The sequence below is a fragment of the Hymenobacter rubidus genome, assembly GCF_016734815.1.
GTDB classification, from domain to species: domain Bacteria; phylum Bacteroidota; class Bacteroidia; order Cytophagales; family Hymenobacteraceae; genus Hymenobacter; species Hymenobacter rubidus.
Genome location: NZ_JAERQF010000006.1, coordinates 87,135 through 113,733, shown reverse-complemented (window position 1 = coordinate 113,733; position 26,599 = coordinate 87,135). Strand labels below are relative to the sequence as shown.

The 26,599-nt window shown below is 61.8% G+C and carries 22 protein-coding genes; 10 read left to right on the top strand and 12 right to left on the bottom strand.

Annotated features, from left to right (window positions below; all coding sequences use genetic code 11):
- Positions 1-144: 144 nt before the first annotated feature.
- Entirely contained in the window at positions 145-1,143 is a 999-nt protein-coding gene (locus tag JKL48_RS06525; protein WP_201980225.1) for a fasciclin domain-containing protein, read from the top strand.
- A gap of 72 nt (positions 1,144-1,215) precedes the next feature.
- On the opposite strand, the gene JKL48_RS06520 is transcribed toward JKL48_RS06525, so the two are convergent.
- The 6 genes from JKL48_RS06520 to JKL48_RS06495 all read right to left on the bottom strand — a co-directional run bounded on the left by JKL48_RS06520 (position 1,216) and on the right by JKL48_RS06495 (position 7,067).
- Entirely contained in the window at positions 1,216-2,139 is a 924-nt protein-coding gene (locus tag JKL48_RS06520) for a M90 family metallopeptidase (RefSeq protein WP_201980222.1), read from the bottom strand.
- 36 nt (positions 2,140-2,175) lie between these two features.
- A complete protein-coding gene (locus tag JKL48_RS06515) occupies positions 2,176-3,453 on the bottom strand; it encodes a hypothetical protein (RefSeq protein ID WP_201980209.1) in 1,278 nt (425 codons plus the stop codon).
- A 67-nt stretch (positions 3,454-3,520) separates the two neighbouring features.
- Positions 3,521-3,847, bottom strand: coding sequence for a low molecular weight protein tyrosine phosphatase family protein (locus tag JKL48_RS06510; protein ID WP_201980206.1), 327 nt, complete (start codon positions 3,845-3,847; stop codon positions 3,521-3,523).
- A gap of 104 nt (positions 3,848-3,951) precedes the next feature.
- Entirely contained in the window at positions 3,952-5,403 is a 1,452-nt protein-coding gene (locus JKL48_RS06505) for a DEAD/DEAH box helicase (protein WP_201980204.1), read from the bottom strand.
- A gap of 26 nt (positions 5,404-5,429) precedes the next feature.
- Positions 5,430-6,065 carry a hypothetical protein gene (locus JKL48_RS06500; RefSeq protein WP_201980201.1) on the bottom strand — a complete coding sequence of 212 codons (636 nt, stop codon included), beginning with the start codon at positions 6,063-6,065 and terminating at the stop codon, positions 5,430-5,432.
- 60 nt (positions 6,066-6,125) lie between these two features.
- Entirely contained in the window at positions 6,126-7,067 is a 942-nt protein-coding gene (locus JKL48_RS06495) for a YihY/virulence factor BrkB family protein (RefSeq protein ID WP_201980198.1), read from the bottom strand.
- A gap of 107 nt (positions 7,068-7,174) precedes the next feature.
- Between JKL48_RS06495 and JKL48_RS06490 the strand changes: the two genes are divergently transcribed.
- Positions 7,175-7,687: a DUF2062 domain-containing protein gene (locus tag JKL48_RS06490; RefSeq protein ID WP_201980191.1), complete on the top strand. Its 513-nt coding sequence runs from the start codon at positions 7,175-7,177 to the stop codon at positions 7,685-7,687.
- Positions 7,688-7,697: 10 nt separating this feature from the next.
- On the opposite strand, the gene JKL48_RS06485 is transcribed toward JKL48_RS06490, so the two are convergent.
- Positions 7,698-8,225 (bottom strand): NADPH-dependent FMN reductase, encoded by a 528-nt coding sequence (locus JKL48_RS06485; protein ID WP_201980189.1) that lies wholly within the window; start codon positions 8,223-8,225, stop codon positions 7,698-7,700.
- Between the two features lie 585 nt (positions 8,226-8,810).
- On the opposite strand from JKL48_RS06485, the gene JKL48_RS06480 reads away from it, so the two are divergent.
- From JKL48_RS06480 to JKL48_RS06470, 3 genes are all read left to right on the top strand, one after another.
- On the top strand, positions 8,811-9,527 hold the full coding sequence (locus tag JKL48_RS06480; RefSeq protein WP_201980187.1) for a carboxypeptidase-like regulatory domain-containing protein: 717 nt from the start codon (positions 8,811-8,813) through the stop codon (positions 9,525-9,527).
- A gap of 299 nt (positions 9,528-9,826) precedes the next feature.
- The gene (locus JKL48_RS06475) at positions 9,827-10,210 is read left to right on the top strand and encodes a hypothetical protein (protein ID WP_201980177.1); all 384 of its coding nucleotides are present in this window, start codon (positions 9,827-9,829) and stop codon (positions 10,208-10,210) included.
- Positions 10,211-10,298: 88 nt separating this feature from the next.
- Positions 10,299-10,673, top strand: coding sequence for a hypothetical protein (locus JKL48_RS06470; protein ID WP_236668647.1), 375 nt, complete (start codon positions 10,299-10,301; stop codon positions 10,671-10,673).
- 169 nt (positions 10,674-10,842) lie between these two features.
- On the opposite strand, the gene JKL48_RS06465 is transcribed toward JKL48_RS06470, so the two are convergent.
- The gene (locus JKL48_RS06465) at positions 10,843-11,337 is read right to left on the bottom strand and encodes a carboxypeptidase-like regulatory domain-containing protein (RefSeq protein ID WP_201980176.1); all 495 of its coding nucleotides are present in this window, start codon (positions 11,335-11,337) and stop codon (positions 10,843-10,845) included.
- Positions 11,338-11,447: 110 nt separating this feature from the next.
- Positions 11,448-12,674, bottom strand: a complete 1,227-nt coding sequence (locus JKL48_RS06460) for an MFS transporter (RefSeq protein WP_201980174.1) — start codon at positions 12,672-12,674, stop codon at positions 11,448-11,450.
- Positions 12,675-12,843: 169 nt separating this feature from the next.
- Between JKL48_RS06460 and JKL48_RS06455 the strand changes: the two genes are divergently transcribed.
- Together JKL48_RS06455 and JKL48_RS06450 are read left to right on the top strand one after the other, a co-directional pair.
- Positions 12,844-14,004, top strand: a complete 1,161-nt coding sequence (locus tag JKL48_RS06455; RefSeq protein ID WP_201980173.1) for an MFS transporter — start codon at positions 12,844-12,846, stop codon at positions 14,002-14,004.
- 165 nt (positions 14,005-14,169) lie between these two features.
- Positions 14,170-15,030 carry an aldo/keto reductase gene (locus JKL48_RS06450; protein WP_201980172.1) on the top strand — a complete coding sequence of 287 codons (861 nt, stop codon included), beginning with the start codon at positions 14,170-14,172 and terminating at the stop codon, positions 15,028-15,030.
- Positions 15,031-15,114: 84 nt separating this feature from the next.
- Here the strand turns inward: JKL48_RS06450 and JKL48_RS06445 are convergent, their stop codons facing one another.
- The 3 genes from JKL48_RS06445 to JKL48_RS06435 form a co-directional block, all read right to left on the bottom strand.
- Positions 15,115-15,870 carry a succinate dehydrogenase/fumarate reductase iron-sulfur subunit gene (locus tag JKL48_RS06445; RefSeq protein ID WP_201980454.1) on the bottom strand — a complete coding sequence of 252 codons (756 nt, stop codon included), beginning with the start codon at positions 15,868-15,870 and terminating at the stop codon, positions 15,115-15,117.
- 130 nt (positions 15,871-16,000) lie between these two features.
- Complete coding sequence (locus JKL48_RS06440; protein ID WP_201980171.1) at positions 16,001-17,935, bottom strand: fumarate reductase/succinate dehydrogenase flavoprotein subunit; 1,935 nt, start codon at positions 17,933-17,935, stop codon at positions 16,001-16,003.
- Positions 17,936-18,037: 102 nt separating this feature from the next.
- Positions 18,038-18,745, bottom strand: coding sequence for a succinate dehydrogenase cytochrome b subunit (locus tag JKL48_RS06435; protein ID WP_236668646.1), 708 nt, complete (start codon positions 18,743-18,745; stop codon positions 18,038-18,040).
- A 326-nt stretch (positions 18,746-19,071) separates the two neighbouring features.
- On the opposite strand from JKL48_RS06435, the gene JKL48_RS06430 reads away from it, so the two are divergent.
- From JKL48_RS06430 to fabD, 3 genes are all read left to right on the top strand, one after another.
- Positions 19,072-21,996 (top strand): T9SS type B sorting domain-containing protein, encoded by a 2,925-nt coding sequence (locus JKL48_RS06430; protein WP_201980160.1) that lies wholly within the window; start codon positions 19,072-19,074, stop codon positions 21,994-21,996.
- A 465-nt stretch (positions 21,997-22,461) separates the two neighbouring features.
- Positions 22,462-25,377 carry a T9SS type B sorting domain-containing protein gene (locus JKL48_RS06425; protein ID WP_201980157.1) on the top strand — a complete coding sequence of 972 codons (2,916 nt, stop codon included), beginning with the start codon at positions 22,462-22,464 and terminating at the stop codon, positions 25,375-25,377.
- Positions 25,378-25,688: 311 nt separating this feature from the next.
- Positions 25,689-26,579, top strand: a complete 891-nt coding sequence (fabD, locus tag JKL48_RS06420; protein ID WP_201980155.1) for an ACP S-malonyltransferase — start codon at positions 25,689-25,691, stop codon at positions 26,577-26,579.
- Positions 26,580-26,599 lie beyond the last annotated feature (20 nt).

The window sequence follows — 26,599 nt, the reverse complement described above, 5'->3', positions numbered from 1 at the left end:
TAGGGCAGCCGGGCGTGCAATTTACGGGTGAGCATCGGCAAACGGATTTACCTTCGTGCAATCCGAACGTCTCTAAAAACCGTTTATAATCAACCGTTTGGGAGGAACACAGTTAAATGCCGGACGAACAACCGATTTTACCCGATGAAAAAAAAATACCTGTTTAAAAGCGGCTTCCTGGCGTTGAGCCTGCTGGTGCTGGGCGCCTGCGCAAAGAACAAGGAAGTGGACCCTTCCATTACCAACATTGCCGTCAGCAACCCGGACTTTCAATTGCTGGAGGACGCGGCCATTCGCGGCGGGGTGGCCGTGACGCTGGGCAACAAAAACCCCAACGACCCGCAGGGGAACTACACTGTTTTTGCGCCCAACAACGCTGCTTTCAACCGCCTTGGCATCCGCGAAGCAGCAGACCTGACCGCGTTGCAACCCACGTTTTTGACCAATACGCTGCTGTACCATGTGTTCAGCGGCTCCCTGGCCGGGAGTGCCCTCACGCCGGGTAGCGCGTCGGCTTCGGCCTCTGTGGCGGCCGCGGGCTCCACGCGCCGCATCATTCGGCGGGCCGATGGCAGCTTGTACGTCAACGGCTCCAAAATTCTGGGCACCGACGTGAAGGCGGCCAACGGCCTTATTCACCCAATAGATAAGGTGCTGATTGCCACTGGTGGCAACATCGTGCAGTCGGCACAGGCCCTGCAAATGGCACAGGTATTTACCAATCCTGAACTCACGTTTCTGGTAGAGGCCGTGGTGTATTCCGGGTTGGCTACCACGTTGTCGGGGCCTGGTCCGTTCACGGTCTTCGCGCCTACCGACCAGGCGTTTAAGGATTTCCTGAAGAGCAAGAACCTGAAAGCGGATGTTCCGGCCGACCTGCATCAGCTCACCCCGCAGGCCGTGCAGGCGGTGCTGCTGGGCCACGCCCTGTCGGGCGGAAAATTCACGCCCGAGCTGCCGGAAAGCACCACGGTAGCCGCGGCCGGGGGCACCTCCCTGACCCTGGGCGCGTTCACCAACGGGCTGCTCACGGTGAAGTACGGGGCCAGCAACAGCTCGGCCACCCCCGCCAACATGGTCATTCCGGACGTGCAGTGCACCAACGGCGTAGTGCACGTGATTGACCGGGTGCTGGCCCCGTAATGCATGCCTCGAAACGGGTCTTTTGCCGCTGCAAAAGGCATTGGCTTAGCACTTAGCAACCTGCGCGCTGGCTTATAAGTGGCAGTCCTTGTATTTCTTGCCACTGCCGCAGGGGCACGGGTCGTTGCGGCCAAGCTTGCGGCGGCTGCGCAGGGTTTTGAGCCATTCGCGCGGGTCCACGGCGAAGCGCAGGAACCGCTTCTTGGGGTTTTGGCGGAACGCCCGGCTAAGCAGCTCGTACAGTTCGGGGTGGTGTTCCTGGAGCTTTTCGGGCTTTTCGAAAAAGTATTCCGTGGCCACGGCAAAAAACTCGGCCGCATTGGTGGCGGCATAGGGGTTGATTTCCGACTTGCCCGCCTGAATGGCGGCAATTTCGCGCTCCATCACCATGGCCCAGGGCTGGAGAAGCTCGGCCGGCAAGGCGGCTTTGGGCAGGCCATCCATCACGCCGTCGGCTTCGTCCAGCAGGTGCGCAAATTCGTGGATGCCCACGTTCTGGCGGTCCAGTCCGTCGCGGAAGCCCTGTTCCAGCGAGGCCTTGGACAGGCGCATATAGTGCTGGTTCTGGAAACCCTGCACCGAGCCGAGCAGGGTGCCCTGCAACGGCTTCACCTCCTTGGTGGGGTCGTCGGCCAGCTTCCAGGCATCGGGCACAATGAGGACTTCGCCCAGGTGGCTGTATTCCCAATCGGGAAAGCCAAAAATTGGAATAATGGCCGATGCCGCCACGAGCAGCCGCGTGGTGTCGTCTACCTCCGTTTGCACGCCGGTGATGCGGGTGCTGGCCAAAAATACCTGCACCTGCTTCTCAAACCGCGCTTTCTCCTTCTTGGTAAGCGACAAGTAGAAGGCCACCCGCTCGGCCAGCACCTGCCGCCAGGCAGCGGGGAATTCGGCGGCTAGCGCGGCGGTGCGGCGGCGCGAGTCGGCAGTGGCGTAGCGGTAGAAAGCATACAATACGGCCACCAGCACGGCCAGGAAAATGAGGGAAGGCATGGGCCGCTTTAACGGCGGCTGGGGCAGGAGGTTGGCTCAGCGCTGGCGGGTTGCGCTGTCCATTTGGTCGTGGCTACGGCCCAGCCGGTAGGCCAGGCTGCCCCGCACAACGAACCGGCCGCCGATAAAAAACAACGAATGGACATCAGCAGTTGCGCTCACGCGGTTCCAGCGCCAGCCGGCCGTCAGGGCCGGAACCAGGCCGACCACCGGGTAGCCCAAGTCGTCATCGTAGATAGGAAAAGCGGGCCCCGGCTGGAAATTGCCGGTTATGTGCCACAGTGAATTCATTTCGTAGCTCAGTCCGAACAACAGCTGCTGCTCGTGTGGCAGCCGGAAAAAGTAACGCACCCCGATGCGCGATGTGCTCATCAGGGCTTGGTAGCGGTAGGTCGAGGCGACGACGGATACTTCTTCGCGGGTACAGCCGGCACAGCGCGGGTCCGGCGTAGTGGTCACGACCGTCACAAACCGCGAAAGCTGGTTGCGGAAATTTCCCAGACTTAATTCGCCGTACACGGCGGTGCGCCGGCTGGGCAGTAGCACCTCGGCATACAGCCCGCCGAAGGGACGGGCTTCGCAATCGGTGCAGCCTGTAAAGTCGACGCTGGTATTTTCCAGGTGGTTGTAGCGCACCCCGGCCAGCAGGCCGCCCTGCACCGACACCCGGCGGCGTGGGGCGGCCACCGCCAGCCACGAGCGGCCCGCTCGCCGGTCCGGGCCGCAGGCCTGATTGTACCGCTGCACAACGGCCACCACCCCAGCCGCCGTAAACGGTGCCGATTTTGCCGCTTGGCTTGCCTCCGGGCAATCGGACAGATACAAAGAAAGTTGGTTGCGGTAGTTGTTACCGTCGGTGACTTCCCAGCCGCCGCCGGGCGCGTGCCGCAGGTATTTCCGTTCGCACAGGTCCACCATGGGCTGCCCGGCGCGGTGCAGCAGCAGGTGCAGGCTGCTGGGGCGCACCACGCGGAAAAGCGTCATTGGTCCCTCAACCAGCACTTCGGCCAATAGCGAATCAACCTTGACATGGGTGGCGTACCCGTGTGGCAAATGCGCCAGTTCTGTTTCGTCGGCGTGGTTGATGGGGAGGGCCTCGTAGCGGAAGTAACGGCCGTTGGTGAGCAGCACGGCCCGTAATTGCCGGGGCTTCACCGTTTCGACGGCTCCCGTTGGGCCAAGTCTAAAGCGGATGAAGGTGGGGGGCTCTACCCAAAAGCTGTTTTCAATTTCGCCCCGCAACGTGTCGCCAGTGCTGCGTACCAGAAGGCCGGGCTCATACACCTGGGCGCGGAGAACCAACGGAAGGAACATAGAAATGGCCAGAAGCAGCCGTATCCGTGCTGGCATATACACAATGGCAGGAGATGGAAAGGAGGTGCTAAAATAGCGGCAAAAGCTCCAGCAACTTCTGCCGCAGCAGCGCCACCAGTGCCGGGTCCTGAAACGGGTAGTTGTCGGAAATTCGTAGCACCACCAGCGCCTTGCCTTGTAGCTCACCCGCGAACCGTTCCCGCAGGCGGTCGGCGTGGCGGCGCTCCATCACGAAGATGGTGTCGGCCCAGCCCAGGTGCCCGGCCGTGACGCGCACCCGCGCGCCCGGCTCCGTTCCCGCCGAGCGGGCTTCGTAGTGCGCGTGGTCATCGAACAGCCGTTCGGCGGTGAGGCTGCGCCACTTGTTCCGGCTGCAAATGAAGAGGAGGCGCACGAAGTAAGGGTGAGAAATAATAGTATTACAAGGGTAAAAAGAACGGTCATGCTTCGACTTCGCTCAGCATGACCGTTTATATTGTTGCTCAGCGTACTGTTCTACTACCGAATCAGCGCCACTTTCACCTTCTTGCCTTTCACCTTGGCGCCCTGCATGCGGGCCAGCACCTCCTCGGCCTGCGCCTCGGGCACGGCCACGAAGCTGTGGTGGTCAAACACTTCGATGCGGCCCACGGCCTCGCGCTCCAGGCCACCCACGCTCACGAAGGCCCCGGCCAAATCACCCCGGCTGATTTTCTCGCTCTTGCCGGCCGAAACGTGTAGGGTGACGGTGCTCGGGCGCGGCGCTTTGGGCGCGGCGGCGGGCAGCGCGGGCGGACGCAGGCCCGCCCATTGCACATTTTTAGCGGTAGGCCACTGCTGGATTTTCTGCTGCTCGTGGGCCGTCACGATGAGGTGCGCCGTGCCCACGGCCCCGGCGCGGGCCGTGCGGCCGGCGCGGTGCTGAAAGGTGTCGGTTTCGTGGGGCGGGTCGAACTGCACCACCGTGTCGAGCTCGTTCACGTCGAGGCCGCGGGCGGCCACGTCGGTGGCCACCAGCACCGTGGCCGAACCGTTGCGCAGCTTCATCATGGACTTGTCGCGCTCGGGCTGAAGCATTTTGCCGTGCAGCGCCTCAGCGGCCAGGCCCCGGCCGCGCAGGAAGCGGGTGAGCTCCTCTACCCGGTCGCGGGTGTTGGCGAAAACCAATGACCGGCCCGCGTCGGGCTGGCTGACGAGGTGGTAGAGGGCGGCAGGCTTCTGGTCGGCGGCGCTCACCACGTGGCCGCGCAGCACCAGGCTCTCGGGCAGCGTGGTGGCGTTGGAGCCGCCCACGTTCATCACGCGGGGGCGGGTGAGGTATTCGCGCACGAGGCTCAACACCTTGTCGGGCATGGTGGCCGAGAACAGCAGCGTCTGCCGGCGCTGCGGCAGGCGGCTGATGATGGTGGCCATTTCTTCCTGAAAACCCAGTTCCAACAGCTTGTCGGCCTCGTCCAGCACCAGCACTTTCAGGCGGTTGGGCACAATGGTGCGGCGCTCCAGGTGGTCGAGCATGCGGCCGGGCGTGGCCACCACCACGTGGGGCATCTGCTGGAGGCCTTTTACTTCGTCGCGCATGGCGTGGCCGCCGTAGTAGCCGGCCACGCGCAGGTTCGGAATGTGCTTGCCGAGGCGCTGGAGGGCATCGCGCACCTGCAGCACCAGCTCGCGGGCGGGCACCAGCACCAGCGCCTGCATGGTGGCCGAGGTGGGGTCAACCTGCTGCAGCACGGCCAAGCCGTAAGCCGCGGTTTTGCCCGAGCCGGTGGGCGCCTGCCCGGCCACGTCCTGCCCTTCGAGGGCGGGGGCCAGCACCAATTGCTGCACAGCGGTGGGCTGGGTGAAATTCAGCTCGGCCACGCCCGCCAGCAGGGCAGAAGAAAGGGTGAAATCGGCGAATTGGAGGTTGGGCTTGGGCGTAAGGGCACCTTGGGGGGCTGCGTCGGGCACGGAGGAGTCAGGAGTTTGCACGGAGCAAAGGTACGGGGGATGCCGTGCTACATGGGTACTTCCGCAACGGTGAGGAAAAAGCCGACAGTCAGCATCAAATAAAGCAGGAGCAAAGCCAGCAGGAGTAAAGGGATACCGATGAAGAGGCTAGCACCAAATTCGAGCGCAAAGCCCCATCTGACTATCACGAAAACCAGCCAGCCGGCCAACCCTACCAGAGTTAGGTAGATGGCCCAGGCGAAAAGCCTGCCAGCGAACCATTTCACTTTACCCCAGCCCGTGCTGAGTTTTGGCGCTTTCAAATGCCCCGGCCTGACCACCTGCCGGGGCAGTGTATCGGCGGGAGCGCTGAGCCGTGACAGCGGCCCCAGACCCGTGTTGCGGCGGCCCGGCACCGCGCAGATTCGATGCCTTTTTCGGATGGAAGAAACTGGCGAAGGGGCCGATGTGCCGGTTTGTCGTTGGTTGGCGATGAGCGGCGTGGGCCGCGTTACCAATGGGGCAGAACTTGCCCACAAATCAGCCGTGACCAGCGGCACCGGATTGGCTACAAAGTCCAATCGGGCGCTACGGCAGCCGCTTAGTGACAGAAGCAGCACCAGTAGCAAGAACGGCAGCGAGTAGGAATTATGCCTTCCCGCGCCCAAAAATTGCCCAAAATCAGTAAACGACGGTGCTAACATCAGCTGTTGAATAACGAGAAGTAGAACAGGATTTGCGCAGGTACAAGCCCCGTTTCTGTCTTATTCGGTTTCCTCCACGTTCACCAGCCGGTAGCGCACGGCCCGTTTCTTGGGCCGGATGTCCATCCCAATCCGGTGTGCATACGCCTTTGTGAACGCCGCCCCAAAATAAAAAATCATGGCGCAGTAGAACACAAACAGCAGCACCAGCACCAGGCTCGACGCCGGACCGTACACCGGGCCCAAATCGCGGGCTACCAGCAGTTGGCCCAGCACCACCTCGCCCAAGCTAATGAGCAAGGCCGTGAGCGCCGCCCCGCGCGTGACGGCCCGCCAGGGCACTTTGGCCAAGCTCAGGGTGCGAAAGGTGATGCCAAACCAGGCCGCCAGAATCAGCCAGGCCATCACCCCATTCAGGGCCCGCACGATGTAGTAAGTGAAAGTGGCGTCAAAGTCGTGAATGGCGGCGGCAAACAGGCCCAGCGCGGCGTCGGTGCCGAAGGCGAGCAGGGAGAGGCCCGCCGTGGCCAGCAGGATGCCGCCCGAGCGCAGGCGCTCGCGCAGGGCCTGCGACAATTTGCCCTGGTCGCGCCTGGGACGGATTTGCCATAGCTGATTGAGCGAGTGCTGGATGATGGTGAACAGCGTGGTGGCCACAAACACCAGAAACGCAAATCCGGCCCACGTCACCAGCCGGCTGCGCATGGGGTCGGCCACGTTCATCACAATTTGCGAAACCAGCCCGGCCCCCGAAGCCCCCACCAGATTGCTGATTTTGGCCAGCAGCAGCTGCCGCACCATGGAGGTGGAATAGAGCGAGCTGAGCAACTGAATGAGGATAATGAGGATGGGTGGCAGCGCAAACGACGTGAAAAACGCCGTGGCCGCGCCCAGCCGCAGCGGGTCGTTCTGGCCCAGCTCGCGGGCGGCGCGGTGCAGCAAAATGGGTAGTTCGCGCCACCAGGGGCCGGGCAGCTCGGCGGGCGGGGTTACTTTTGTCATCGCAATCAATACGGAAGCAACTGCTGAACAAGTGGGGCGTACCTGATGCAGCACCCGGCGAAGATACGGGCTGCGGCCGGGGTCCGGGTTTTGTTGTTTTCTTGCTTATGCCCCACCTTCCTGCCTCCGCTTCTGCCCCGCCCACCAGCTGGTTTCGCCGCCGCGTGCTCGACCCGCTGGTGGGCCTGCTCCGCCAAGGGCTGGCCCCCGAGCAATTGGCCCTCACCGTGGCGTTGGGGGTGGTGGTGGGGGTGCTGCCGCTGTTGGGCGGCACCACGCTGCTGGCTGTGTTTGTGGCCCTGCGCCTGCGCCTGAACGTGGCTGCCCTGCAGCTGATATGCCACTTGCTCACGCCCTTGCAACTGCTGCTGCTGCTGCCGCTGCTGCGGCTGGGCGCCCGCCTGTTGGGCGGCGCCACTGCCCAGGACATGACCGTGGACTCGCTGCGCCACTTGCTGGCCACCAACTGGCGCGGCGCGCTGCGGCTGTTGTGGCGGGCCGAGTTGGGCGCCTTGCTGCTGTGGCTGGTGGGCGGCGCCGTGGCCGTGGGGGTGCTCTACGTGGTGCTGAAACCGGTATTCCGGCGGCTGGCGGCCCGCACCGCCACCGAGCCTGCCTAAACAGCGTGCATCAAAACGCGAGCAGGGCCAGGGCCTGCTCGCGCAGCAGCTGGCGCGACAGTTCGTTGTTCAGCCCGTCTTCGGCGTTCAAATCCTGGTTGATGAAGGGCAGGCGCACGCGCTGCGGCAGCACGGCCGTGCCCAGGTACATGAGCACGTCGGTGAGGTGGGCCATGGCTTGCAGGCCCCCTTGCCCGCCGCTGCTCAGGCCCACCAGGGCCGCTTTTTTGCCCCGAAACGCGTTGGGGTAGGGCAGGCCATCAATAAAGCCTTTAAGCGCGCCGGGGAAAGAGCCGTTGTACTCAGGCGTCACAATAACCCATTTGTCGGCCGCGTCCAGCACAGCAGCCAGGCGGTTGAACCCATCGTTGCGGCCCACATTCGCATACAGGGCTGAGATAAGAAAGTCTGCCGGCAGCTCGGCCAGGTCCAGCACCTGGCTTGCGGCCCCCAGTTCGGTCAGCAGGCGTTGGTAATAATGGGCAATGCGGCGGGCGCGGGAGTGGGGGCGGTTGGTACCGGCGAGGATGGTTATCAAAACGAGGCGGCTATCGGGAACAACGTATCAAAGCTGTGCTGCTAACCCGGCTACCCCGCCGCATGTTGCGGCAGCTTTGGAAGTAGTGCGGAAAACAGGCACCGAACCACGTCGGCTAAAGCGCAGGAGCTGCCTGCTTGGGCAATGCTACCGGCGTTAAGTCACCAAATCCAACTGCACTAATTTGAAATTAAGTAAGATTATCGCATGATTAGCCTTTGATTGAATAATTCCCATAATTGGAATTAGGGCAATTCGCCGTACTTGAGATTAATAGAGAAGTAATTGTTTTATAATTTTTACATTATAAATTTATACCAAATCGGACGGTTTTTAGACACAAATACCTGTTTATGGACGGTTTAAGGGTATTTTTCCTTGGTTTTTTTAACCTCGTCCGTATTCCATATTTTGTAATTATTAATTTTTTTGACAGGTGAAAAATTCAATTGGCGGCCCAAACATCCTGGTTTATCGAAAACAGATGAATAGCATTTTTTTTTGCCCGTAAGATTGTCAGACAGTACGAGTTCAAAGCCTGTGCTGGCCGCCATAAACGTTTTATCTTCTCATTTTTTCATTTCTATGGCATTAACTGCACACCCTTTTCATCCCGTCACTCAGGAGTTGCTTCCTGGGTATCGGGATGCCTACCTCCGAGGCGACTTATCGGGCAAAAACACCGAACTGGTGGATGCTTATTTAAAGGCCAATCCCGACAAGGGCGGTGAGGCGTTCCAGCGCTTCCACGCCCTCAAGGCCAAGGGCCACGATGTGCGCCCCGTGGGCTGGCTCCAGCACCAGTTTTACCTGATTCGTACCGAGCCGGCGCGCTTTCGCCGGCGGGCGGGCTCCATTGTGCTGGTGGCTGCTTTGCTGAGCGGCGCGGCCTTTGCCAGCAACAACCTGCACAGCACGGCCAGTGCTATCCTGCCCAAAGGCGTGGTGCTACCGGCCGCCGGCGAAGGCGCCGCCACAGTGGCGGAAGCCGCCGAAACCTCGGCCACCGCGGCCCGGATGACGACCGTGAGCGGCCGCATTCTGGACGAAAACGGCCGTCCTCTCATCGGGGCCACTGTGCTCGATAAACTGCACGGCCGGGGCGTGAGCACCGACGCGCAGGGCAACTACACCCTGACCGTGCCCGCCAACCAAACCTCCCAACTGCAAGTGGGCTACGGGGGCTACGGCGAAGAAGAACTCCAAGTGAACGTGAAAGGCTACAGCATCCAGAACGTGACGCTGGTGCCGCGCGCCAACGAAACCACCAAAGCCAAGAAACGGCACTGGTGGCAATTTTAACCCACTGATTACCATTCGGGACACTCTGTTGTGGCGGCAGCATGCTCTGAATACGAATGCGGGGACGTGGGCTTCCCGTCCGCTTACCCGCATCGACTTGGCAGGTGGTAGGCTCCGGGGCCTAGCCACGGGGCACCCGCCAAGGGCTTGTACCGCTGAGTGTTTTCCGGATAACCTGCTTCCTCCGACCGCTTGGCTGGGGCGGGGGAAGCAGCAACTCCGCCCCGCGGCGGCAGGAAATTCTCTACGCTTTAATGCTCATGAATTTACCGTTTTTCAATCGTCTGCCTTTAAGGAAAGTGACTGTAGCAACCGACGACGAAATGGCGAAGCGCTCCAAAGAAGTAATCGAAGGCTTGCTGCACGACCTGCCCGACCTGCTGATGGCCTGCGTGGTGAACACGCAATCGGGCCGGGTGGTGGCGTCCTACACGGTGAGCAATTCTTATAATCCTAATCAAATCAGCCTGCGCAACGCCAAGCTGCTGCGCATTATGGAAGATGCGCTGGCCGCCAAAGCTTGGCTGGGCGGCCCGCTGACCGATGTATCCGTGATGTTAGAAGACCAGCTGCACCACTTGCGCCCTATGAAGGAGGGCAAGTGGTATTGTTTCCTGGCCGTGCACACGGCCGATGCCAACCTGGGCATTGCCAAAGAAATCATGCGCCGGCACACCACGTAGCAGCTGCCCGCTGCGGGGGCTGGCGCCTTCAACCCGCTTTTCAGTTTTCATTTTTTCATTCCACTCCATTTTCTCCAACTCCATTTTTATGTCAACCGTCATCGTCAGCCCCAAGCAAACTGTTAAAGACATCATGAACGAGCTGCCCACGCTGCTGGCCGTAGCCGTGGTAGAAACCGAAACCGGCATGCCGCTGGCTTCGCACGCCAACATTGCCGACTTCGACATCGAAACGGCCGCTGCTTACAACACCGAAGTGGTGAAAGCCAAATTGAAAGCCATCTCGGCGCTGAAGCTGAACCAGACCGTGCAGGACATCCTCCTCACCCTCACCGACCAGCTGCACCTGCTGAAGTTGTCGGCCACCGGCGACAAGTTCATCTACCTGGCCGTGAATGCCCGCGATACCAACCTCGCCCAGGCTCGCCAGATTCTGAAAATGCACTCGTCGACGCTCAACTAATACGACCGGGCCGTTGGCCTCCAACCAAAACAGCCCGCTGGCATTATTGCCAGCGGGCTGTTTTGGTTGGAGGCCGTGGAAGCGGTGGTGTTTGATGCGGGTCGCTGCGCCAGTTGGGTAACTTCGGAAGTTGTTCAGGCCGTTTGACAAGGGCGGCCGAGGACAGCGGCTAGTGAATCTTGCCGCTGGCGCTGGTTTTTTTGATGCGGCCATTGTTCTTGAAGCGCGTGCCGGGCAGCGGCTCCAGCGAGGCTTCGAGGGGCTGGCAATTGGCCAGCGGCTGCGAGAACGTATTATACCCGCCGGCCGATAATTCCAGCACCGTATTGAGCGGAATGGGCTGCTTGGAAATGAGCAGGTACTGGCCTTCGGCGTTGGTAATGGCGGGCTCGATTTTAAAAGATTTGCTGCCCGTGCGCAGCATAACGGTGGCGCCCATCAGCGGCTGGTTGAAGTTATTTGTCACGCGGCCGGTGAGTGTGTTGCACGCCAAGGCATCCGCATGGGGTGAAGCATCGGCTGGTGCCACAGGCCGCGGGGCTGGCACTACTGAGCCAGGGGCCGTGGGCGAAACCGTGGGCTGAGAAGCCGGACTGCGTTGCTGGGCCTGTGCAGGGGCGGCGCCCAGAAAACACGCAAACGCAAAGAGAATAAGGTATTTCATTTGATGAAAGGCACCGGTACAAGAACTATAAAATGCCCGGGAATAGGAGGGGCGAAAGTATTCAGCAGCCAGCGGATTGCAAACGATGGGCCATTTTGAACGAAGGCGAATCATGTGCGGGTTCCCGGCCCCCGTCGGGCCGCCAGCCACGCTACCGCGGCCAGGCAAAATGCAAACCACAGCCACGGCAGCCGCAAATCCACCACCGAAAGCCCGCCAAAAACCAGCGCGGTGCCAAAGCTGGCCAGGGACTGAAACGCTTGGTTCAGCCCAAAAATTTCGCCCCGGTCCACCTCGGTCGTGTGCCGGGCCAGGAGGCCTTCCAGCAAGCCCTGAATCAGGGACAGCGTGAGGCAGTCGGCCGTAACCAACGCGTAGAGTGCCACCTTCGAAGTGCCCATCAGGCTGTAGCCGACCAGCACGGGCACGCCCAGCGCGGCCAGCCACCCCACTGCCCGGCGCTGGTTGAGACGGTCGGCAAAGTAGGAGTAGAACCCGTAGTTCAGGCCGATGCTCAGCGCGCCGAAATACATAAAGAAATAAGAGATACCCCGCGCATCGAGGTGCAGTGGTCCCAGGCTGACAAACGGCACGAAGTAGAAGTAATAGCCCGTGCTGAGCGTGAGGGCCACCTGCGTGAGCACAATGCGCCGAATGCCGGGGTTGGCCGCGTCCTTGGCCCGCAGCCGCGCCCAGAGCGTGAGCGGGTTGACACTAACCGCCAGTTCGGCGCGCAGCTCGGCCCCCCGCACGCCGTTGCGCTGCAAGTGGGTCTCGGGCAGCAGGATGCTCAGCAAGACGTTGAGCGCCGCCAGCGCCACGGCCAGCCGCACCACGTAGGCGGCTTGCAGGGGCGGCGGCACGTGCAGCACCGTGAGCAGCAGCCCGGCCACCATGGGCCCCAGCACGAACCCCAGCGAAATAATAGCCCCTTCAATGCCCTGGTTCTGGAACAGGCGCTCCGGCGGCGATACGTCGGTAATGGCCGAGCGGGCCGTGGCGTACATGCCGTTCGTGAGCCCATCGGACACCCGGTTGGTAAAGTACAGCCCCGCCCGCACCGGCAGCAGCAGCGCATTGGCCAGCAGCGTGCCCAGCGCCGATAGAATGAAAATGGGGCGCCGGCCATAGCCGTCGCTCAGCCGTCCCAGCAGCGGGGCCGAAAACAGCTGCACCCCCAGAAATACGCCCGTGCCCACGCTCAGCCAAAGCTGCGGCCGGGGCAGCCCCCGCACAAATTCCGGCAGCACCGGCCCAATAGCGGCTCCCACCACCACGTCGACCAAAATAATGGCGAAGATGAGCGGCAGGCGGCGGTCGGGTGGGAGGGCAGGCACGGGGGAGACTGGGCGGTTTCGCTACCCAAAACTACGCGGTGGGTAGGGGGCGGCCCGGGGTACAGGGGCGGTGGCGTGCGACGAAAGTTGAAAGCGGTGCCTGCCAGCCACCACGCCATGCCTAATTTTGCCGGGAAGCAGCGGCCGCCACGGTCGCCATTGGGTGGATATGAGTGAAGTCGACGTATTGGCCGTTTCCGACGTTTCGCCCCGGCGGGCCCGCATTGCCATTGCGCTGTTTTTCTTTGTTTCGGGCTTTGGTTTTGCGACCTGGGCTTCGCGCATTCCCATCATCCAGCACCGTTTGGGGCTAGATGAGGCCCAGCTCGGGGCGGTGCTGCTGGCCTTGCCCGCCGGCCTGATGCTCACCCTGCCTGTGACCGGCCAACTGCTTCAGCGCTTCAGCAGCCGCCAGGTGATGCTGGTAGGCGCCGTGCTCTACAACCTTGCGCTGAGCCTGTTGGGCCTGGCCGCTCAGCCGTGGCAGCTGGCGGCCTTGCTGTTCTGCTTCGGCTGCTCGCGCAACTTGCTCAACCTGTCGGTCAATGCCCAGTCGGTGGGCTTGCAGGCGCTGTATCCGCGGTCCATTATTGCCACGTTTCACGGCATTTGGAGCGTGGCGGGCTTTGCCGCGGCCGGCCTGGGCGCGCTGCTTATCCGGGCCGACGCGACGACCACTGCCCATTTGGTGGCCGTGTCGGTGGGACTCACGGCGCTGGCCCTGGCGTTCTTTCCCGGCACGTTGGCGGTGCCGCCGGCCCCCGGCTCCCGGTCGTTTTTCTCCTGGCCCGAAAAGACCGTGCTGAAGTACGGCCTCATCGCCTTTGCGTCCATGGCCTGCGAAGGCACGTTCTACGACTGGAGCGGCGTGTATTTCGTGCAGGCCGTGCACGCCCCCAAAGCACAGGCTGGCCTTGGCTTCACGCTCTACATGGTGGCCATGACCAGCGGCCGTTTCCTTGGCGACTGGCTGGTGGAACGCTTCGGTACCAAAGCCATTCTTCAGGCCAGCGGCGTGCTCATGAGCGTGGGCCTGCTGCTGGCGGCCGCCATGCCCACGCCGGGAGCAGCCGGCGTGGGGTTCGTGCTGGGTGGCCTGGGGGTGTCGTGCGTGGTGCCGCTGGTGTTCGGCCTCGTCGGCCGCTCCAACCCACTCGGAGCGGGGGCCGCCATTGCGTCGGTGTCTACGGTGAGCTACTTCGGCTTCCTGCTGGTGCCGCCGCTGGTGGGCTTCGTGGCGCAGGCTGCCAGCCTGCGCTGGTCGTTTGCGCTGGTTGCCTTGCTTGGCGGCCTGGTGGTGTGGCTGGTGCCCAGGCTGCGGGAGGAGTAGGGGAAGGCCGGTATTCCCGGCCGCTAATGTGTAGCAACAAGCTCCTTGCTGCCGTGTGCATTGCACCTGCACGCCGCCGCTCAGCAAACAATTGCCTTGGGCAATTGTCTTATGACACGCCCTGCGCAAAAGCATGCGCCGGCTACCTCATTCACACTACTTGCTATGTCAACCACCACACCCACTTACCCTACCACGTTCACCCTCGGCAACGACCTCACCGTCAACCGGCTCGGCTACGGCGCCATGCGCATTACCGGCGACGGCATCTGGGGCCCACCGGCCGACCACAACGAGTCCATTCGCGTGCTACAGCGCGCCGTGGAGTTGGGCGTCAACTTCATTGACACGGCCGATAGCTACGGCCCCCACGTTTCGGAAGAACTGATTGCGGAAGCGCTGCACCCGTTTCGGGCCGGCCTCGTCATCGCCACCAAAGGCGGCCTGCTCCGCACCGGCCCCAACCAGTGGCCCATCGACGCCAGCCCCAAGCACCTCGAAGAAGCCCTCCACGGCAGCCTCAAGCGCCTGAAAGTCGACCAAATCGACCTCTACCAGCTCCACCGCATCGACCCCAGTGTGCCCTTTGAGGACACGCTCAATTTCCTGCAAAAAGCGCAACAAGACGGCCGCATCAAGCACATTGGCCTCTCCGAAGTCAGCGTGGCCGACATCAAAAAGGCACAAGAATTCGTGAAAATTGTCTCGGTGCAGAACATGTACAGCGTCGAAAACCGCAAGTGGGAAGCCGAATTGAACTACACCCGCGACCAAGGCATCGCCTTTATTCCGTGGTTCCCATTGGGCGGCAGCGCCGATGCCCTCAAAGCCCTCGGCCAATTGGCCCAAAAGCACAGCGCCACGCCCCAGCAAATTGCCCTGAGCTGGCTCTTGCACCATTCGCCCAACATTCTGCTCATTCCGGGCACTTCCAAAGTGAAGCATCTGGAGGAGAACATGAAAACGGCCGATATTCGCTTGTCGGCCGAAGACATGCAGGCATTGGATGCCATTCAGCCAGCGTAAAGCTGCGCAGCGAGAGTTCGTGCTAAACAGAAAGCCCCGGCAGTACCTACTGTCGGGGCTTTCGGTTTAGCAGTTTCAATTGCCTTACGCCAGGTTATTCGAGGCGGCTTTGGCCGCCAGGAATTCGCGGTTCAGAATGGCAATGTTTTCCAGCGAGATGCCTACCGGGCACTCCGCGGCGCAGGAGCCGATGTTGGTGCAGGCGCCGAAGCCTTCTTTGTCCATCTGCGCCACCATGTTTTCGACGCGGGTTTTGCGCTCCACCTGGCCCTGGGGCAGCAAAGCCAGCTGCGAAACTTTGGCCGACACAAACAGCATGGCCGAAGCATTTTTGCAAGCCGCCACGCAGGCGCCGCAGCCAATGCAGGTTGCCGCCTCGAATGCCCGGTCCGAAATGTCTTTCGGAATCGGAATTTCGTTGCCGTCGGGGGCACCGCCGGTGTTCACGCTCACGTAGCCGCCGGCCTGAATGATGCGGTCGAAAGCCGACCGGTCCACGCTCAGGTCCTTGTTAACGGGAAAAGCCGTGGCCCGCCAAGGCTCGATGGTGATGGTGTCGCCGTCCGAAAACTTGCGCATGTGGAGCTGGCAGGTGGTGGTGCCTTTCTCCGGGCCGTGGCTGCGGCCGTTGATGAACAAATCGCACGACCCGCAGATGCCTTCGCGGCAGTCGTGGTCGAACGCCACCGGGTCCTGCCCAGCGTGCAGCAAATCCTCGTTCAGCACATCGAGCATCTCCAGGAAAGACATATCGGGCGAAATGTCCTTCACATGATACTCCACAATTTTTCCCTGCGCCTGGCGGTTGGGTTGCCGCCACACATTCAGGGTCAGGTTCATCGGTTTAGCGTTGGGGTTGGAACCGGCCATTTTTCTTATGAGAGGTGAGACTAAGAGAAATGAGAACCGAGATAACCGGGCTAACCCTGAGAATCTCGCCTCTCATATCTCATTTTCTCATGTCTAAAATTTACTTGTAGCTGCGCTGCGTGAGCTTCACGTTTTCAAATGTAAGCTCTTCCTTGTTGAGCTTTTCGGGCTGATTGTCGCCTTGGTATTCCCACGCCGCTACGTAGGCGTAGTTTTCGTCGTCGCGCAAGGCCTCGCCCTCGGGGGTCTGGTATTCCTCGCGGAAGTGACCGCCGCAGCTTTCGTTGCGGTTCAGGGCATCGTCCACCATCAACTCGCCCAGCTCCAGGAAATCGGCCACGCGGCCGGCTTTTTCCAGGGCCTGGTTCATTTCTTCGCCGTTGCCCACCACCTTCACGTCGCTCCAGAACTCTTGGCGGAGTTTCTGAATCTCGGTTTTGGCGTATTTCAGTCCTTCGGCGGTGCGGGCCATGCCGCAGTATTCCCACATGATGTGGCCCAGGGCCTTGTGGAACTGGTCGGGGGTGCGGTTGCCCTTGATGGCGAGCAACTGCTCGGTGCGGGCCTGCACGTAAGCCTTCGACTCGGCAAAGGCCGGGTGGTCGGTGCTCACCGGCTTAGGCGGCGTCTGGGCCAGGTAATCGCCAATGGTGTAGGGGATGACGAAGTAGCCGTCGGCCAGGCCCTGCATCAGGGCCGAAGCCCCCAGGCGGTTGGCCCCGTGGTCGGAGAAGTTGCACTCGCCGGTGGCGTAGAGGCCCGGCACGGTGGTTTGCAGGTTGTAATCAACCCACAGGCCGCCCATGGTGTAGTGCACCGCCGGGTAGATGCGCATGGGCATCTGGTAGGGGTCTTCGTCGGTTATTTTCTCGTACATGGCAAACAGGTTGCCGTACTTTTGGCTCACCGCATCGGCGCCGGTGCGCTTGATGATTTCCGAGAAATCGAGGTACACAGCCAGACCGGTGCTGCCCACGCCGCGGCCTTCGTCGCACATCATCTTGGCGTTGCGCGAGGCCACGTCACGCGGCACGAGGTTGCCGAAAGCAGGGTACTTGCGCTCCAGGAAGTAGTCGCGGTCGTCTTCGGCAATTTCCTGGGGCTTGATTTGGCCTTTGCGCACGCGCTCAGCCATTTCCACGGTTTTCGGTACCCACACGCGACCGTCGTTGCGCAGCGATTCCGACATCAGGGTCAGTTTCGACTGGTAGTCGCCGCTCACCGGAATGCAGGTGGGGTGAATCTGGGTGAAGCAGGGGTTGGCGAAGAAGGCGCCTTTTTTGTGGGCGCGCCAAGCGGCCGTCACGTTGCAGTATTTGGCGTTGGTGCTCAGGTAGAACACGTTGCCGTAGCCGCCGGTGGCCAGCACCACCGCGTGGGCGGCGTGGGTTTCAATCTCCCCGGTTACCAAGTTGCGGGTCACGATGCCGCGCGCCTGGCCGTCGATAATCACCACGTCCAGCATTTCCGAGCGGGTGTACATCTTCACTTTGCCGTAGGCAATCTGGCGGCTCAGGGCCGAGTAGGCACCCAGCAGCAGCTGCTGTCCGGTTTGGCCGCGGGCGTAGAACGTGCGGCTCACCTGGGCCCCGCCGAAGGAGCGGTTGGCCAGCAGCCCGCCGTACTCGCGGGCGAAGGGCACGCCCTGGGCCACGCACTGGTCGATGATGTTCACCGACACTTGCGCCAAGCGGTACACGTTGGCTTCGCGGGCACGGTAGTCGCCGCCCTTGATGGTGTCATAGAACAGGCGGAACACGGAGTCGCCGTCGTTCTGGTAGTTTTTAGCAGCGTTGATGCCGCCCTGCGCGGCGATGGAGTGCGCGCGACGGGGCGAATCGTGGTAAGTGAAGGCCTTTACGTTGTAGCCCAGTTCGGCGAGCGAGGCGGCGGCAGCGCCACCGGCCAAGCCCGTGCCGACTACAATCACGTCGTATTTCCGCTTGTTGGCGGGGTTCACGAGCTTGACGTTGAACTTGTGCTTCTCCCACTTTTCGGCGAGGGGGCCTTCGGGTATTTTGGAATCCAACAGCATAGAGTGACTGAGTGATGGAATGACTGAGTGATGGCGTGATAAGATAACAGCGAAAGGCTACAGGTGTTAAGCCAAGCCGCTGGTTTTATCGCCCCTAATCAATTAAAAAGCCGAAGCCACCGTGTGAATGAAAGTGGGGACGTTGGCGGCCAGCTCGCCCTGGTCGTTGGTGAACAGGTAGAAGTACAGCGGCATGGCCGCAAAGCCCGCCGATACCACCACGGCGAAGATGTAGCCGACCGATTTGATGAGCGGCGTGTACTTGCGGTGGTTGAGGCCCAGGGTCTGGAAGCCGGAGCGGAAGCCGTGCCACAAATGGTAGCCGAGGCTGATTTGGGCGGCTACGTAGAGCAGCACGTACCACAGGTGGTGGAACGAGGAAACCACGGCCATGTAGAGGTTGTCGTAGTCGCGGGTTTCCAGGTTGTCGCCGCCCATGCGGGGCAGGTCGCCGGCAAAGCGGGCACGCCAGAAGAAATTGTAGAGGTGCACCAGCAGAAAAATCAGGATGATGGTGCCCAGAATGCCCATGTTGCGGGAGGTCCATTCGCTGTTTTGCTCGGAGTGGTTGCTCACGTAGCCTTGGGCGCCGCGAGCGGCCTTGTTGCGGCGGGTGAGGGCAAAGGCTTCGTAAATGTGGAAGCCGAACCCCAGTACCAATCCCCACTCAATGGTACGAATAATGGGATTGGTGCCCATGAAATGCGAGTAGGTGTTGAAGGCAGCGCCGCCGTCGTGCTTGAACAGCTGCAAATTACCAATGAGGTGAACCACCAGGAACGTGCACAGAAACAGGCCCGTAGCGGCCATAATAATCTTCCGGCCGATGCTGCTGGTTAAAGTTTTTGTTATCCAACTCATAAAGTAGCCAAACTGGGGAAGTGAAGAGGTATGTTTAAGGGCTCAAAGGTAGGCCCCACCCGCTAACCGAACAACGCGCCGGCCCGATTCTTGCGCGCAGGGCCAGCCAGCAAAACATTGCGGGGCGTGGTGAATCTATCCGCCGCCGGCATCGTTTACAGGCACGGGCGCGGCGCGCAACATTTGGTCAGGCTCAGGGCTTTTCAGGCTGCTGGCGGGCGTTGCCGAAGCTAGCGGGCCGCATGGTTTTCTTATTTCTTGTCACACAGGTTGGTATGATACATTTTTTTCCATTTGGGGGTAAGGCCGTGGGGCGGTTGGCAGTGTTGCTGCTGGTGTTCCTGACGGGGCTGGGTTTGGGGCCGCAGGGGGCGTGGGCGTCGCACATCCGGGCCGGTGATATTCAGGCCAAGCCGGATACAGTCACGAATAATCCACGCCGGATATTCTTCAAAATGGTGCTCTACACCGACAACTCGTCGAACGTGGACCAGCCCAAGGCTACGTTTTTCTTCGGCGATGGCACCTCGACCTGCCTGGACGGGGTGGACCGGAAAGTGAAACGCGTGGTGCCCGGCAGTCCGGATACCAGCGTCAATACCTATGAATTCGAGCACATCTTTCAAACGACGGGCAGTTTTGTGGTCAGCTTTATTGGCGAAAACCGGAATGCCGGGGTGTTGAACATGAGCACCTCGGCTAACCAGTCGTTTTATATCAGCACGCGCGTGACCATCGACCCGTCGCTGGGGCTCAACCATTCGCCCGTGCTCACGGCGCCGGCCGTGGACAAAGCCGCGACAAACCAAGTGTTTTTGCACAACCCCGCGGCGTATGATGCCGACGGGGATTCGCTGGCATTCCGGCTGCGGAGCAGCCAGTCGGTAGCCATGTCCATCGCCAGTGTGGTGGGGCCTCCCTGCGCCAATGCTACGGGCACCAACCAGCCGGTAGCGGCCCCGGTTCCTAATTTCCGCTACCCGAACGACCCGGCCATTGCGCCCAACCCGGTGCAGGTAGCCTATGGAGGCGTGCCGGTGGGCGTGCCCGGCAACCCGGCTATTTTTGTACAGGACGCCCGCACCGGCCAGATTACGTGGAACGCCCCGCTGCAGGTGGGTTTTTACAACGTGGCCATGGTGGTGGAAGAATGGCGGCGTACGCCGCTGGGCCGCCGCCTCATCGGGGAAGTAATTCGGGACATGCAGATTATCGTGTCGGCGACCACCAACCTGCGCCCGACGCTTACCATTCCGGCCGACATCTGCGTAATAGCCGGGCAGACCGTGACGGGCGCCGTGACGGCCACCGACGGCAGCAGCGCCGGCTCGACGCCAACGCCGGTGACCTTGTTTGCTTACAGCGGCATTCTGCCGCCGGCCACGTTTGGGCAGAGCCAGAGCGGTCCGCCCACGGCCCGAGGCACCTTTACCTGGAATACGGATTGCCGCAACGTGGCCGAACTGCCGTACCTGGTGGTCTTCAAGGCCCAGGACAACCCCACGCCGCAGACGGCTGCCAACCCGCCGCTGATTGACGAGAAAACCTGGCGCATTACCGTGGTCGGCCCGCCCCCGCAAAACTTACAGGCCACACCGATTCCGGCTACTTGCGGTACGCTCAACACCGTGGCCCTCACCTGGAACCCGTATGTGTGCGCCAATGCTGCGCACATCTATGTTTACCGGAAACTGGGCTCGTCGAGCTTCGTGCCGGGGCCGTGCGACACGGGCATCCCGGCTTCGGCTGGCTATACCCTAGTAAAACAGCTGCCACCCACTGCCACTGGCTTCACCGACGACAATGCGGGCCTGGGCCTGAATGCCGGGCAAACGTATTGCTACCGCATTTATGCCGACTTCCCGCTGCCGAGCGGGGGCGCCAGCATTGCCTCGCAAGAGGCTTGCGCGTCGTTGCCGGGCCGGGGCGCCATGCTGAAAAAAGTGGACGTAGAAACCACCAGCACCACCGCCGGCCAGATAAATGTGTGCTGGACCCAGCCCCGTACTCTGGTGTGCAGCACCAACGGCACGCTCTCCTACGCGCTGTCGCGGGGCGAGGGCATTGCTCCGGCCACGTTTACCCTGGTCGCCAACATTGCCTCGCTGACGGATACTTGCTATGTCGACAACGGGCTGAACACCCAGGACAAGCAGTATACCTATAAGCTAGAGGTGGTGCGTACCTTCCCGGCCGGCGACAACCGCGCCCCGGTGCGCGAAGCCGCCCCCACGGCCAGCAGCGTGCGCGTGAGTGCGCTGCCCACCGACGCCTCGGCCCGGACCATTACCGTGAGCTGGACCTACAACGTGCCGTGGGACAATTCGGCCGTTCCAGCCGTTATCTACCGTCGGGTGGGCAACGGGGCATTTACGCGCCTGGCTACCGCCCCGACTTCGGCCGCGGGCGGCACCTACCTCGACTACGACGCGACCCTGCGCAAGGGCGAAACCTATTGCTACTACGTGGTGACGGAGGGCAAGTACGCGGCTATTGCCTACCTCAATTCGCTGCTCAACCGCAGCCAGCAGCGCTGCCTGGTGCTCAACAGCCCGCCGTGCACGCCCGTGCTGGCGCTCCAAACCACCAACTGCGACAGCCTAGCCGCGTTGCCCGAGTTTCCGGGGCTGAACCAGCGCTACACCAACCGCCTGCGCTGGACCTTGGGCAATACGCCCGCTGGCTGCGATGCGACGGTGGCCAATTACGAAGTGTATTACCGGCCCACGCCCACAGGCCGCCTCACGCTGCTTGGCACCACTACCCAAACCAGCTACCTGCATGCCAACCTCGATTTTTCGGGCGGGTGCTACGCCGTGCGGGCCATTGCGCCGAGCGGCATTGCCAGCGACACCAGCAACGTGGCCTGCCAGGATAACTGCGTGTTCTTCCGTTTGCCCAACATCTTTACCCCGAACGGTGACGGCACAAACGACACCTTCCGGCCCAAGAAAAATAGCCCCGTGCGCAGCATCCACTTTCAGGCGTTCAACCGCTGGGGCGTGAAGGTTTTTGAAAACACCACCACGGCTTCGGACCGGGTGCTCATCAACTGGGACGGCGGCGGGCCGGTAGGGGAGTCGGGCGCAGGAGCAGCCAAGGTTTCTGATGGCATCTACTACTACCTGGCACAAGTGGAGTTTGCCGACTTTGCCAACACCAAGCGCACCTACAAAGGCTGGGTTGAGGTTGTGCGCTAGCCAGGTTTAATTGCCATTTGGCAATTATTGGCCTCAACGCCCCCTTCAACGGAGTAGACAACGAACAATTGGCAAGAAAAAGAGGCTGCCCATTACCGGGCAGCCTCTTTTGTTGATGGAAACGCATAAGTAAGAATATTGGTCATGCGGTGCGCCTCACCCCCCGGCCCCCTCTCCTTTTCAAAGAGGGGGCCGGGGGGTGAGGCGCCCGCGCCATAATAAGCTTAACTTATGCACGAGTACTTGCCAATTGCATAGCCCCACACCAACCCGAGGAAGGCTCTAACGGCCTTCGAAGGAGCAGATACCCATCGTGCCAGAATTCCCGTCGGTATCGGTACCTTGGGACGGACTTGGCCGAGGGCGCATTGGCGCCGAAGCCGGGCCCTGTTGTAAATATAACCGTACAAGTTGATGGCGCGTAATATACTTGCAGATAAGTGGTTAGGTCTTTTAGTGGGGCTGATGCTCGTCATGGGGCTGAGCTTGTGGCCGGGCACTGCCCAGGCTTCCCACATCCGGGCCGGCGACATTCAGGCCAAGGTGGATACTACCGTGGGGCATAACCCGCGCCGCATCTTCTTCAAGATGACGCTGTACCTGGACATCAGCAAAGGGTTGCTTAGCTCGGTCGACCAGCCGGGTGCCATCATCTTTTTCGGAGATGGCACCTCCACCTGTACCCCTGTGGCCCGGATAGGCCCCCGGCAGCTCATCCCCGGCAATACCGATACGGCTCTGAGCGTGTATTATTTCGAGCATACGTTTACCACCACGGGCAGCTTCACCGTGAGCTTTGTGGGCGAAAACCGGAACGATGGCGTGCTGAACATGAGCACGCCCGACCACCAATCCTTTTACATCAGTACCTCCATTTCGATTGACCCGCTGCTGGGGCTCAACCACTCGCCCGTGCTCACGGCCCCGGCCGTGGACCGGGGTGCGGTGGGCCAGGTGTTTCTGCATAATCCTGCTGCCTACGATGCCGACCACGACTCGCTGGCGTTTCACCTGCGCTATTGCCAGCAGGTGACCACGCTGGCCGCTGATATTGTGGGACCCCCCTGCGCCACGGGCACGGGCACCAACCGGCCCATCGCCACGCCTTGTACCAACTACCACTACCCAAACGACCCCGTGGTGACACCCGGCCTGACGCCGGTGCAGGCAGACTACATTGACCAGAACGGCGTGCAAACGGGCTTTGCGGGTGCTATACCGGCAATTTTTAACCAAGACGCCCAAACGGGCCAGCTAATCTGGAACGCTCCGATAGCGGCCGGCTTCTACAATGTGGCCATGGAAGTGGAGGAGTGGCGCCGCACCGCCTCGGGCGTAAAAATCCGGATTGGTGTCGTGATTCGGGACATGCAGATTATTGTGTCGGCCACGGCCAACCTGCGGCCGGCCTTGACGATTCCGGCCGACCTCTGCGTGGTGGCCGGGCAGACCGTGACGGGCGCCGTGACGGCCACCGACGGCAGCAGCGCCGGCTCGGTCCCAACGCCCGTGACCTTGTTTGCTTACAGCGGCATTCTGCCGCCGGCCACGTTTGTGCAGAGCCAGAGCGGCCCGCCCACGGCCCGCGGCACTTTCAGCTGGCGCACTGATTGCAGCAACGTGGCCCGCTCTCCCTATCTGGTCGTGTTCAAGGCCCAGGACAACCCCACGCCGCAAACGACCACCAACCCGCCGCTGATTGACGAAAAAACCTGGCGCATTACCGTGGTCGGCCCGCCCCCGCAAAGCGTGCGCGTGGCCCCCCTGGTGGCCACGGGCAGCACCCTTAATGCCGCCAAGCTGGACTGGGACCCGTACGTGTGCGCCAACGCCGCGCACCTCTACATCTACCGCAGGCTGGGCCCGGGGCCCGCGCCGGGAGCGTGCGAAACCGGTATTCCCGCCTCGTCGGGCTACGTGCGCATTGGCACTGTTCTGCCCAATGCCACGTCGTTCACGGATTACAACACCGATGCCAGCGGCACTCAGCAGGGGCTCTCCCGGGGCCAGACCTACTGCTACCGCATCTACGCCGACTTTCCGCTGCCGGGGCTGGGCGAAAGCATTGCCTCGCAGGAAGTTTGCCTCACCATTGCGGGCCGCTCGGCCATGCTAACCAACGTGGATGTGGAAAGCACCAGCACCACCAATGGCCAGATTACGGTGCGCTGGACCCAGCCCCGGGCCGCCTCCGGGGCCGTCCTGGGCGGTACGCCCTCGTATGTGCTCTCGCGGGGCGTGGGGCAAAACCCAACGACGTTTACGGCGGTGCGCGCGCCCTTCACCAACCTGACGGACACGGTGTATGTAGACAATGGCCTAAATACCCAGGACCTGCAGTATAGCTACAGGCTCGATTTTGTGCGCACCTTTCCAGCGGGCCAGGGGGCAACTATTACCGAAACCGGGCCCACGGCCAGCAGCGTGCGCACCACCGTGGTGCCCAACCGCTCCGCCACCCAGATGCTCGTGAGCTGGTCGTTTGCCGTGCCCTGGGACAACGCCGCCAGCACCCAGCCCACCGTTGTGTACCGCCGCACGGGGGGCACGGGGCCTTACACGCGCCTTGGCACCGCGGTGAGCACGGCCACCGGCGGCAGCTACCCCGACGCCGACCCCGCTTTGGTGAAAGGCCAAACCTATTGCTACTACGTGCAAACCAACGGCCGCTACACCAATCTGAACTTTCTGAGTTCACTGCTCAACAAGAGCCAGGAACGGTGCACCCAGCTCGTGAGTCCGCCGTGCACGCCCGTGCTGACGCTCGAAGTCACCAATTGCGACAGCCTGGCTGGGTTGCAGGAGTTTCCGCGCACCGATGAGTACTACACCAACCACCTGCGCTGGAGCGCAGGTAGCCAGCCGCCCGGCTGTGATGCTACTGTAGCCAGCTACCGCGTTTACTACCGGCCCACGCCCACGGGCCGGTTCACGCTCATCGGCACCACCACGCAGCCCCGCTTTGCCCACACCAACCTGACGTTTTCGGGCGGGTGCTACGCCGTGCAGGCCGTGGCCCCCAGCACGGTGGCGAGCGACACCAGCAACGTGGCATGCCAGGACAACTGCGTGTTTTTCAAACTTCCCAACATCTTCACCCCCAACGGCGATGCACAGAACAATGTGTTCCGGCCCAAAAACAGCAGCCCCGTGCGCAGCGTCCACTTTCAGGCGTTCAACCGCTGGGGCGTGAAGGTTTTCGAAAACACGACTACGGCCTCGGACCCTATCCTTATCAACTGGAGCGGCGGGCCGGCGGGGGAAGCCGGGGCCGGGGTGAGGGTTTCCGACGGCATTTATTTCTACCTGGCCCAGGTAGAATTTGCCGACCAGGCCAACACCAAGCGCACCTACAAAGGCTGGGTGGAAATCATCCGCTAGCCCCGGCGGAAGCTGGTCTTGATGGTTGGCACGGGTTAAACAAGGGGGCGGAGTGGGCTGCATGGCTCGCTCCGCTTTTTTTGGTCAATGCCGGTTTTTGTGCAGCTTGCGCCCGCTTTGCTTTTTTCAGCGGTATAAAAAGTGCCTGGAACGTCATGCAGAGCGCCGCGAAGCATCTTTACCGCAACGGTAAATCAGAATACTTACGCCGTAAAGATGCTTCGCGACGCTCTGCATGACGTTCTGAGCAAATCCCAAACATCTTTTGTAGTTTGTCCCAACCCACCCTCACCAACCTTTCGCACTGTTCAATGACTTCGTCTAAATCCGTACTATTTCCTGGCCAGGGCAGCCAGTTTCCGGGCATGGCCCGCGAGCTGTTTGAGCAAAACCTCGACGCCCGCGCGCTGCTCACCCAAGCCAACGACATCCTGGGCTTCTGCCTCACCGACATCATGTTTTCGGGTTCTGAGGAGGACCTGCGCCGCACCGATGTGACCCAACCCGCCATTTTCGTGCATTCGGTGGCGCAGTTTGTGGCCCAGCCGGGTTTCGAAGCGGCCAGCACCGCCGGCCATTCGCTCGGGGAATTCTCGGCGCTGGTGGCGGCCGGGGTGCTGAAGTTTGAAGATGCGCTGCCGCTGGTGGCCCGCCGCGCCCAAGCCATGCAGGCGGCCTGCGAGGAGCAGCCCGGCACCATGGCCGCCATTCTGGGCCTCGACGATGCCACGGTGGAGCGCATCTGCCAGGAAATTTCGGCCAGCGGCCACGTGGTGGTGGCCGCCAACTACAACTGCCCCGGCCAGCTTGTGATTTCGGGCTCGGCCGAAGGCGTGGCTCAGGCCTGCGAAGCCCTGAAAGCAGCCGGTGCCAAGCGGGCCCTGCCGCTGCCCGTGGGCGGTGCCTTCCACTCGCCGCTGATGCAGAGCGCCGCCGCCGCGCTGGCTGCCGCCATCGAGAAAACCACCTTCGGCCCGGCCCGCTGCCCCGTGTACCAGAACGTGGACGCCCTTCCCCACACCGACCCGGCCGAAATCAAAGCCAACCTGCTGGCCCAACTCACGGCCCCCGTGCGCTGGACCCAGCTCGTGCAGCGCATGGCCGCCGACGGCGCTGCCGACTTTGTGGAGTGCGGCCCCGGCAAAGTGCTGCAAGGCCTGGTGAAGAAAATTGTGCCCACGGCCACGGTGGGCAGCTTCTAGCGCGCCGCTACTGGTTTGTC

Excerpts from the sequence above, each read along its gene's own strand:
- JKL48_RS06495 (WP_201980198.1), bottom strand. The coding sequence starts at position 7,067 with ATGACAAAAGTAACCCCGCCCGCCGAGCTGCCCGGCCCCTGGTGGCGC.
- JKL48_RS06525 (WP_201980225.1), top strand. The coding sequence starts at position 145 with ATGAAAAAAAAATACCTGTTTAAAAGCGGCTTCCTGGCGTTGAGCCTG.
- JKL48_RS06455 (WP_201980173.1), top strand. The coding sequence starts at position 12,844 with ATGAGTGAAGTCGACGTATTGGCCGTTTCCGACGTTTCGCCCCGGCGG.
- JKL48_RS06435 (WP_236668646.1), bottom strand. The coding sequence starts at position 18,745 with ATGGCCGCTACGGGCCTGTTTCTGTGCACGTTCCTGGTGGTTCACCTC.
- JKL48_RS06425 (WP_201980157.1), top strand. The coding sequence starts at position 22,462 with ATGCTCGTCATGGGGCTGAGCTTGTGGCCGGGCACTGCCCAGGCTTCC.
- JKL48_RS06440 (WP_201980171.1), bottom strand. The coding sequence starts at position 17,935 with ATGCTGTTGGATTCCAAAATACCCGAAGGCCCCCTCGCCGAAAAGTGG.
- JKL48_RS06445 (WP_201980454.1), bottom strand. The coding sequence starts at position 15,870 with ATGAACCTGACCCTGAATGTGTGGCGGCAACCCAACCGCCAGGCGCAG.
- JKL48_RS06500 (WP_201980201.1), bottom strand. The coding sequence starts at position 6,065 with ATGTTAGCACCGTCGTTTACTGATTTTGGGCAATTTTTGGGCGCGGGA.
- JKL48_RS06470 (WP_236668647.1), top strand. The coding sequence starts at position 10,299 with ATGTCAACCGTCATCGTCAGCCCCAAGCAAACTGTTAAAGACATCATG.
- fabD (WP_201980155.1), top strand. The coding sequence starts at position 25,689 with ATGACTTCGTCTAAATCCGTACTATTTCCTGGCCAGGGCAGCCAGTTT.
- JKL48_RS06465 (WP_201980176.1), bottom strand. The coding sequence starts at position 11,337 with ATGAAATACCTTATTCTCTTTGCGTTTGCGTGTTTTCTGGGCGCCGCC.
- JKL48_RS06515 (WP_201980209.1), bottom strand. The coding sequence starts at position 3,453 with ATGTTCCTTCCGTTGGTTCTCCGCGCCCAGGTGTATGAGCCCGGCCTT.
- JKL48_RS06450 (WP_201980172.1), top strand. The coding sequence starts at position 14,170 with ATGTCAACCACCACACCCACTTACCCTACCACGTTCACCCTCGGCAAC.
- JKL48_RS06490 (WP_201980191.1), top strand. The coding sequence starts at position 7,175 with ATGCCCCACCTTCCTGCCTCCGCTTCTGCCCCGCCCACCAGCTGGTTT.
- JKL48_RS06520 (WP_201980222.1), bottom strand. The coding sequence starts at position 2,139 with ATGCCTTCCCTCATTTTCCTGGCCGTGCTGGTGGCCGTATTGTATGCT.
- JKL48_RS06430 (WP_201980160.1), top strand. The coding sequence starts at position 19,072 with ATGATACATTTTTTTCCATTTGGGGGTAAGGCCGTGGGGCGGTTGGCA.
- JKL48_RS06480 (WP_201980187.1), top strand. The coding sequence starts at position 8,811 with ATGGCATTAACTGCACACCCTTTTCATCCCGTCACTCAGGAGTTGCTT.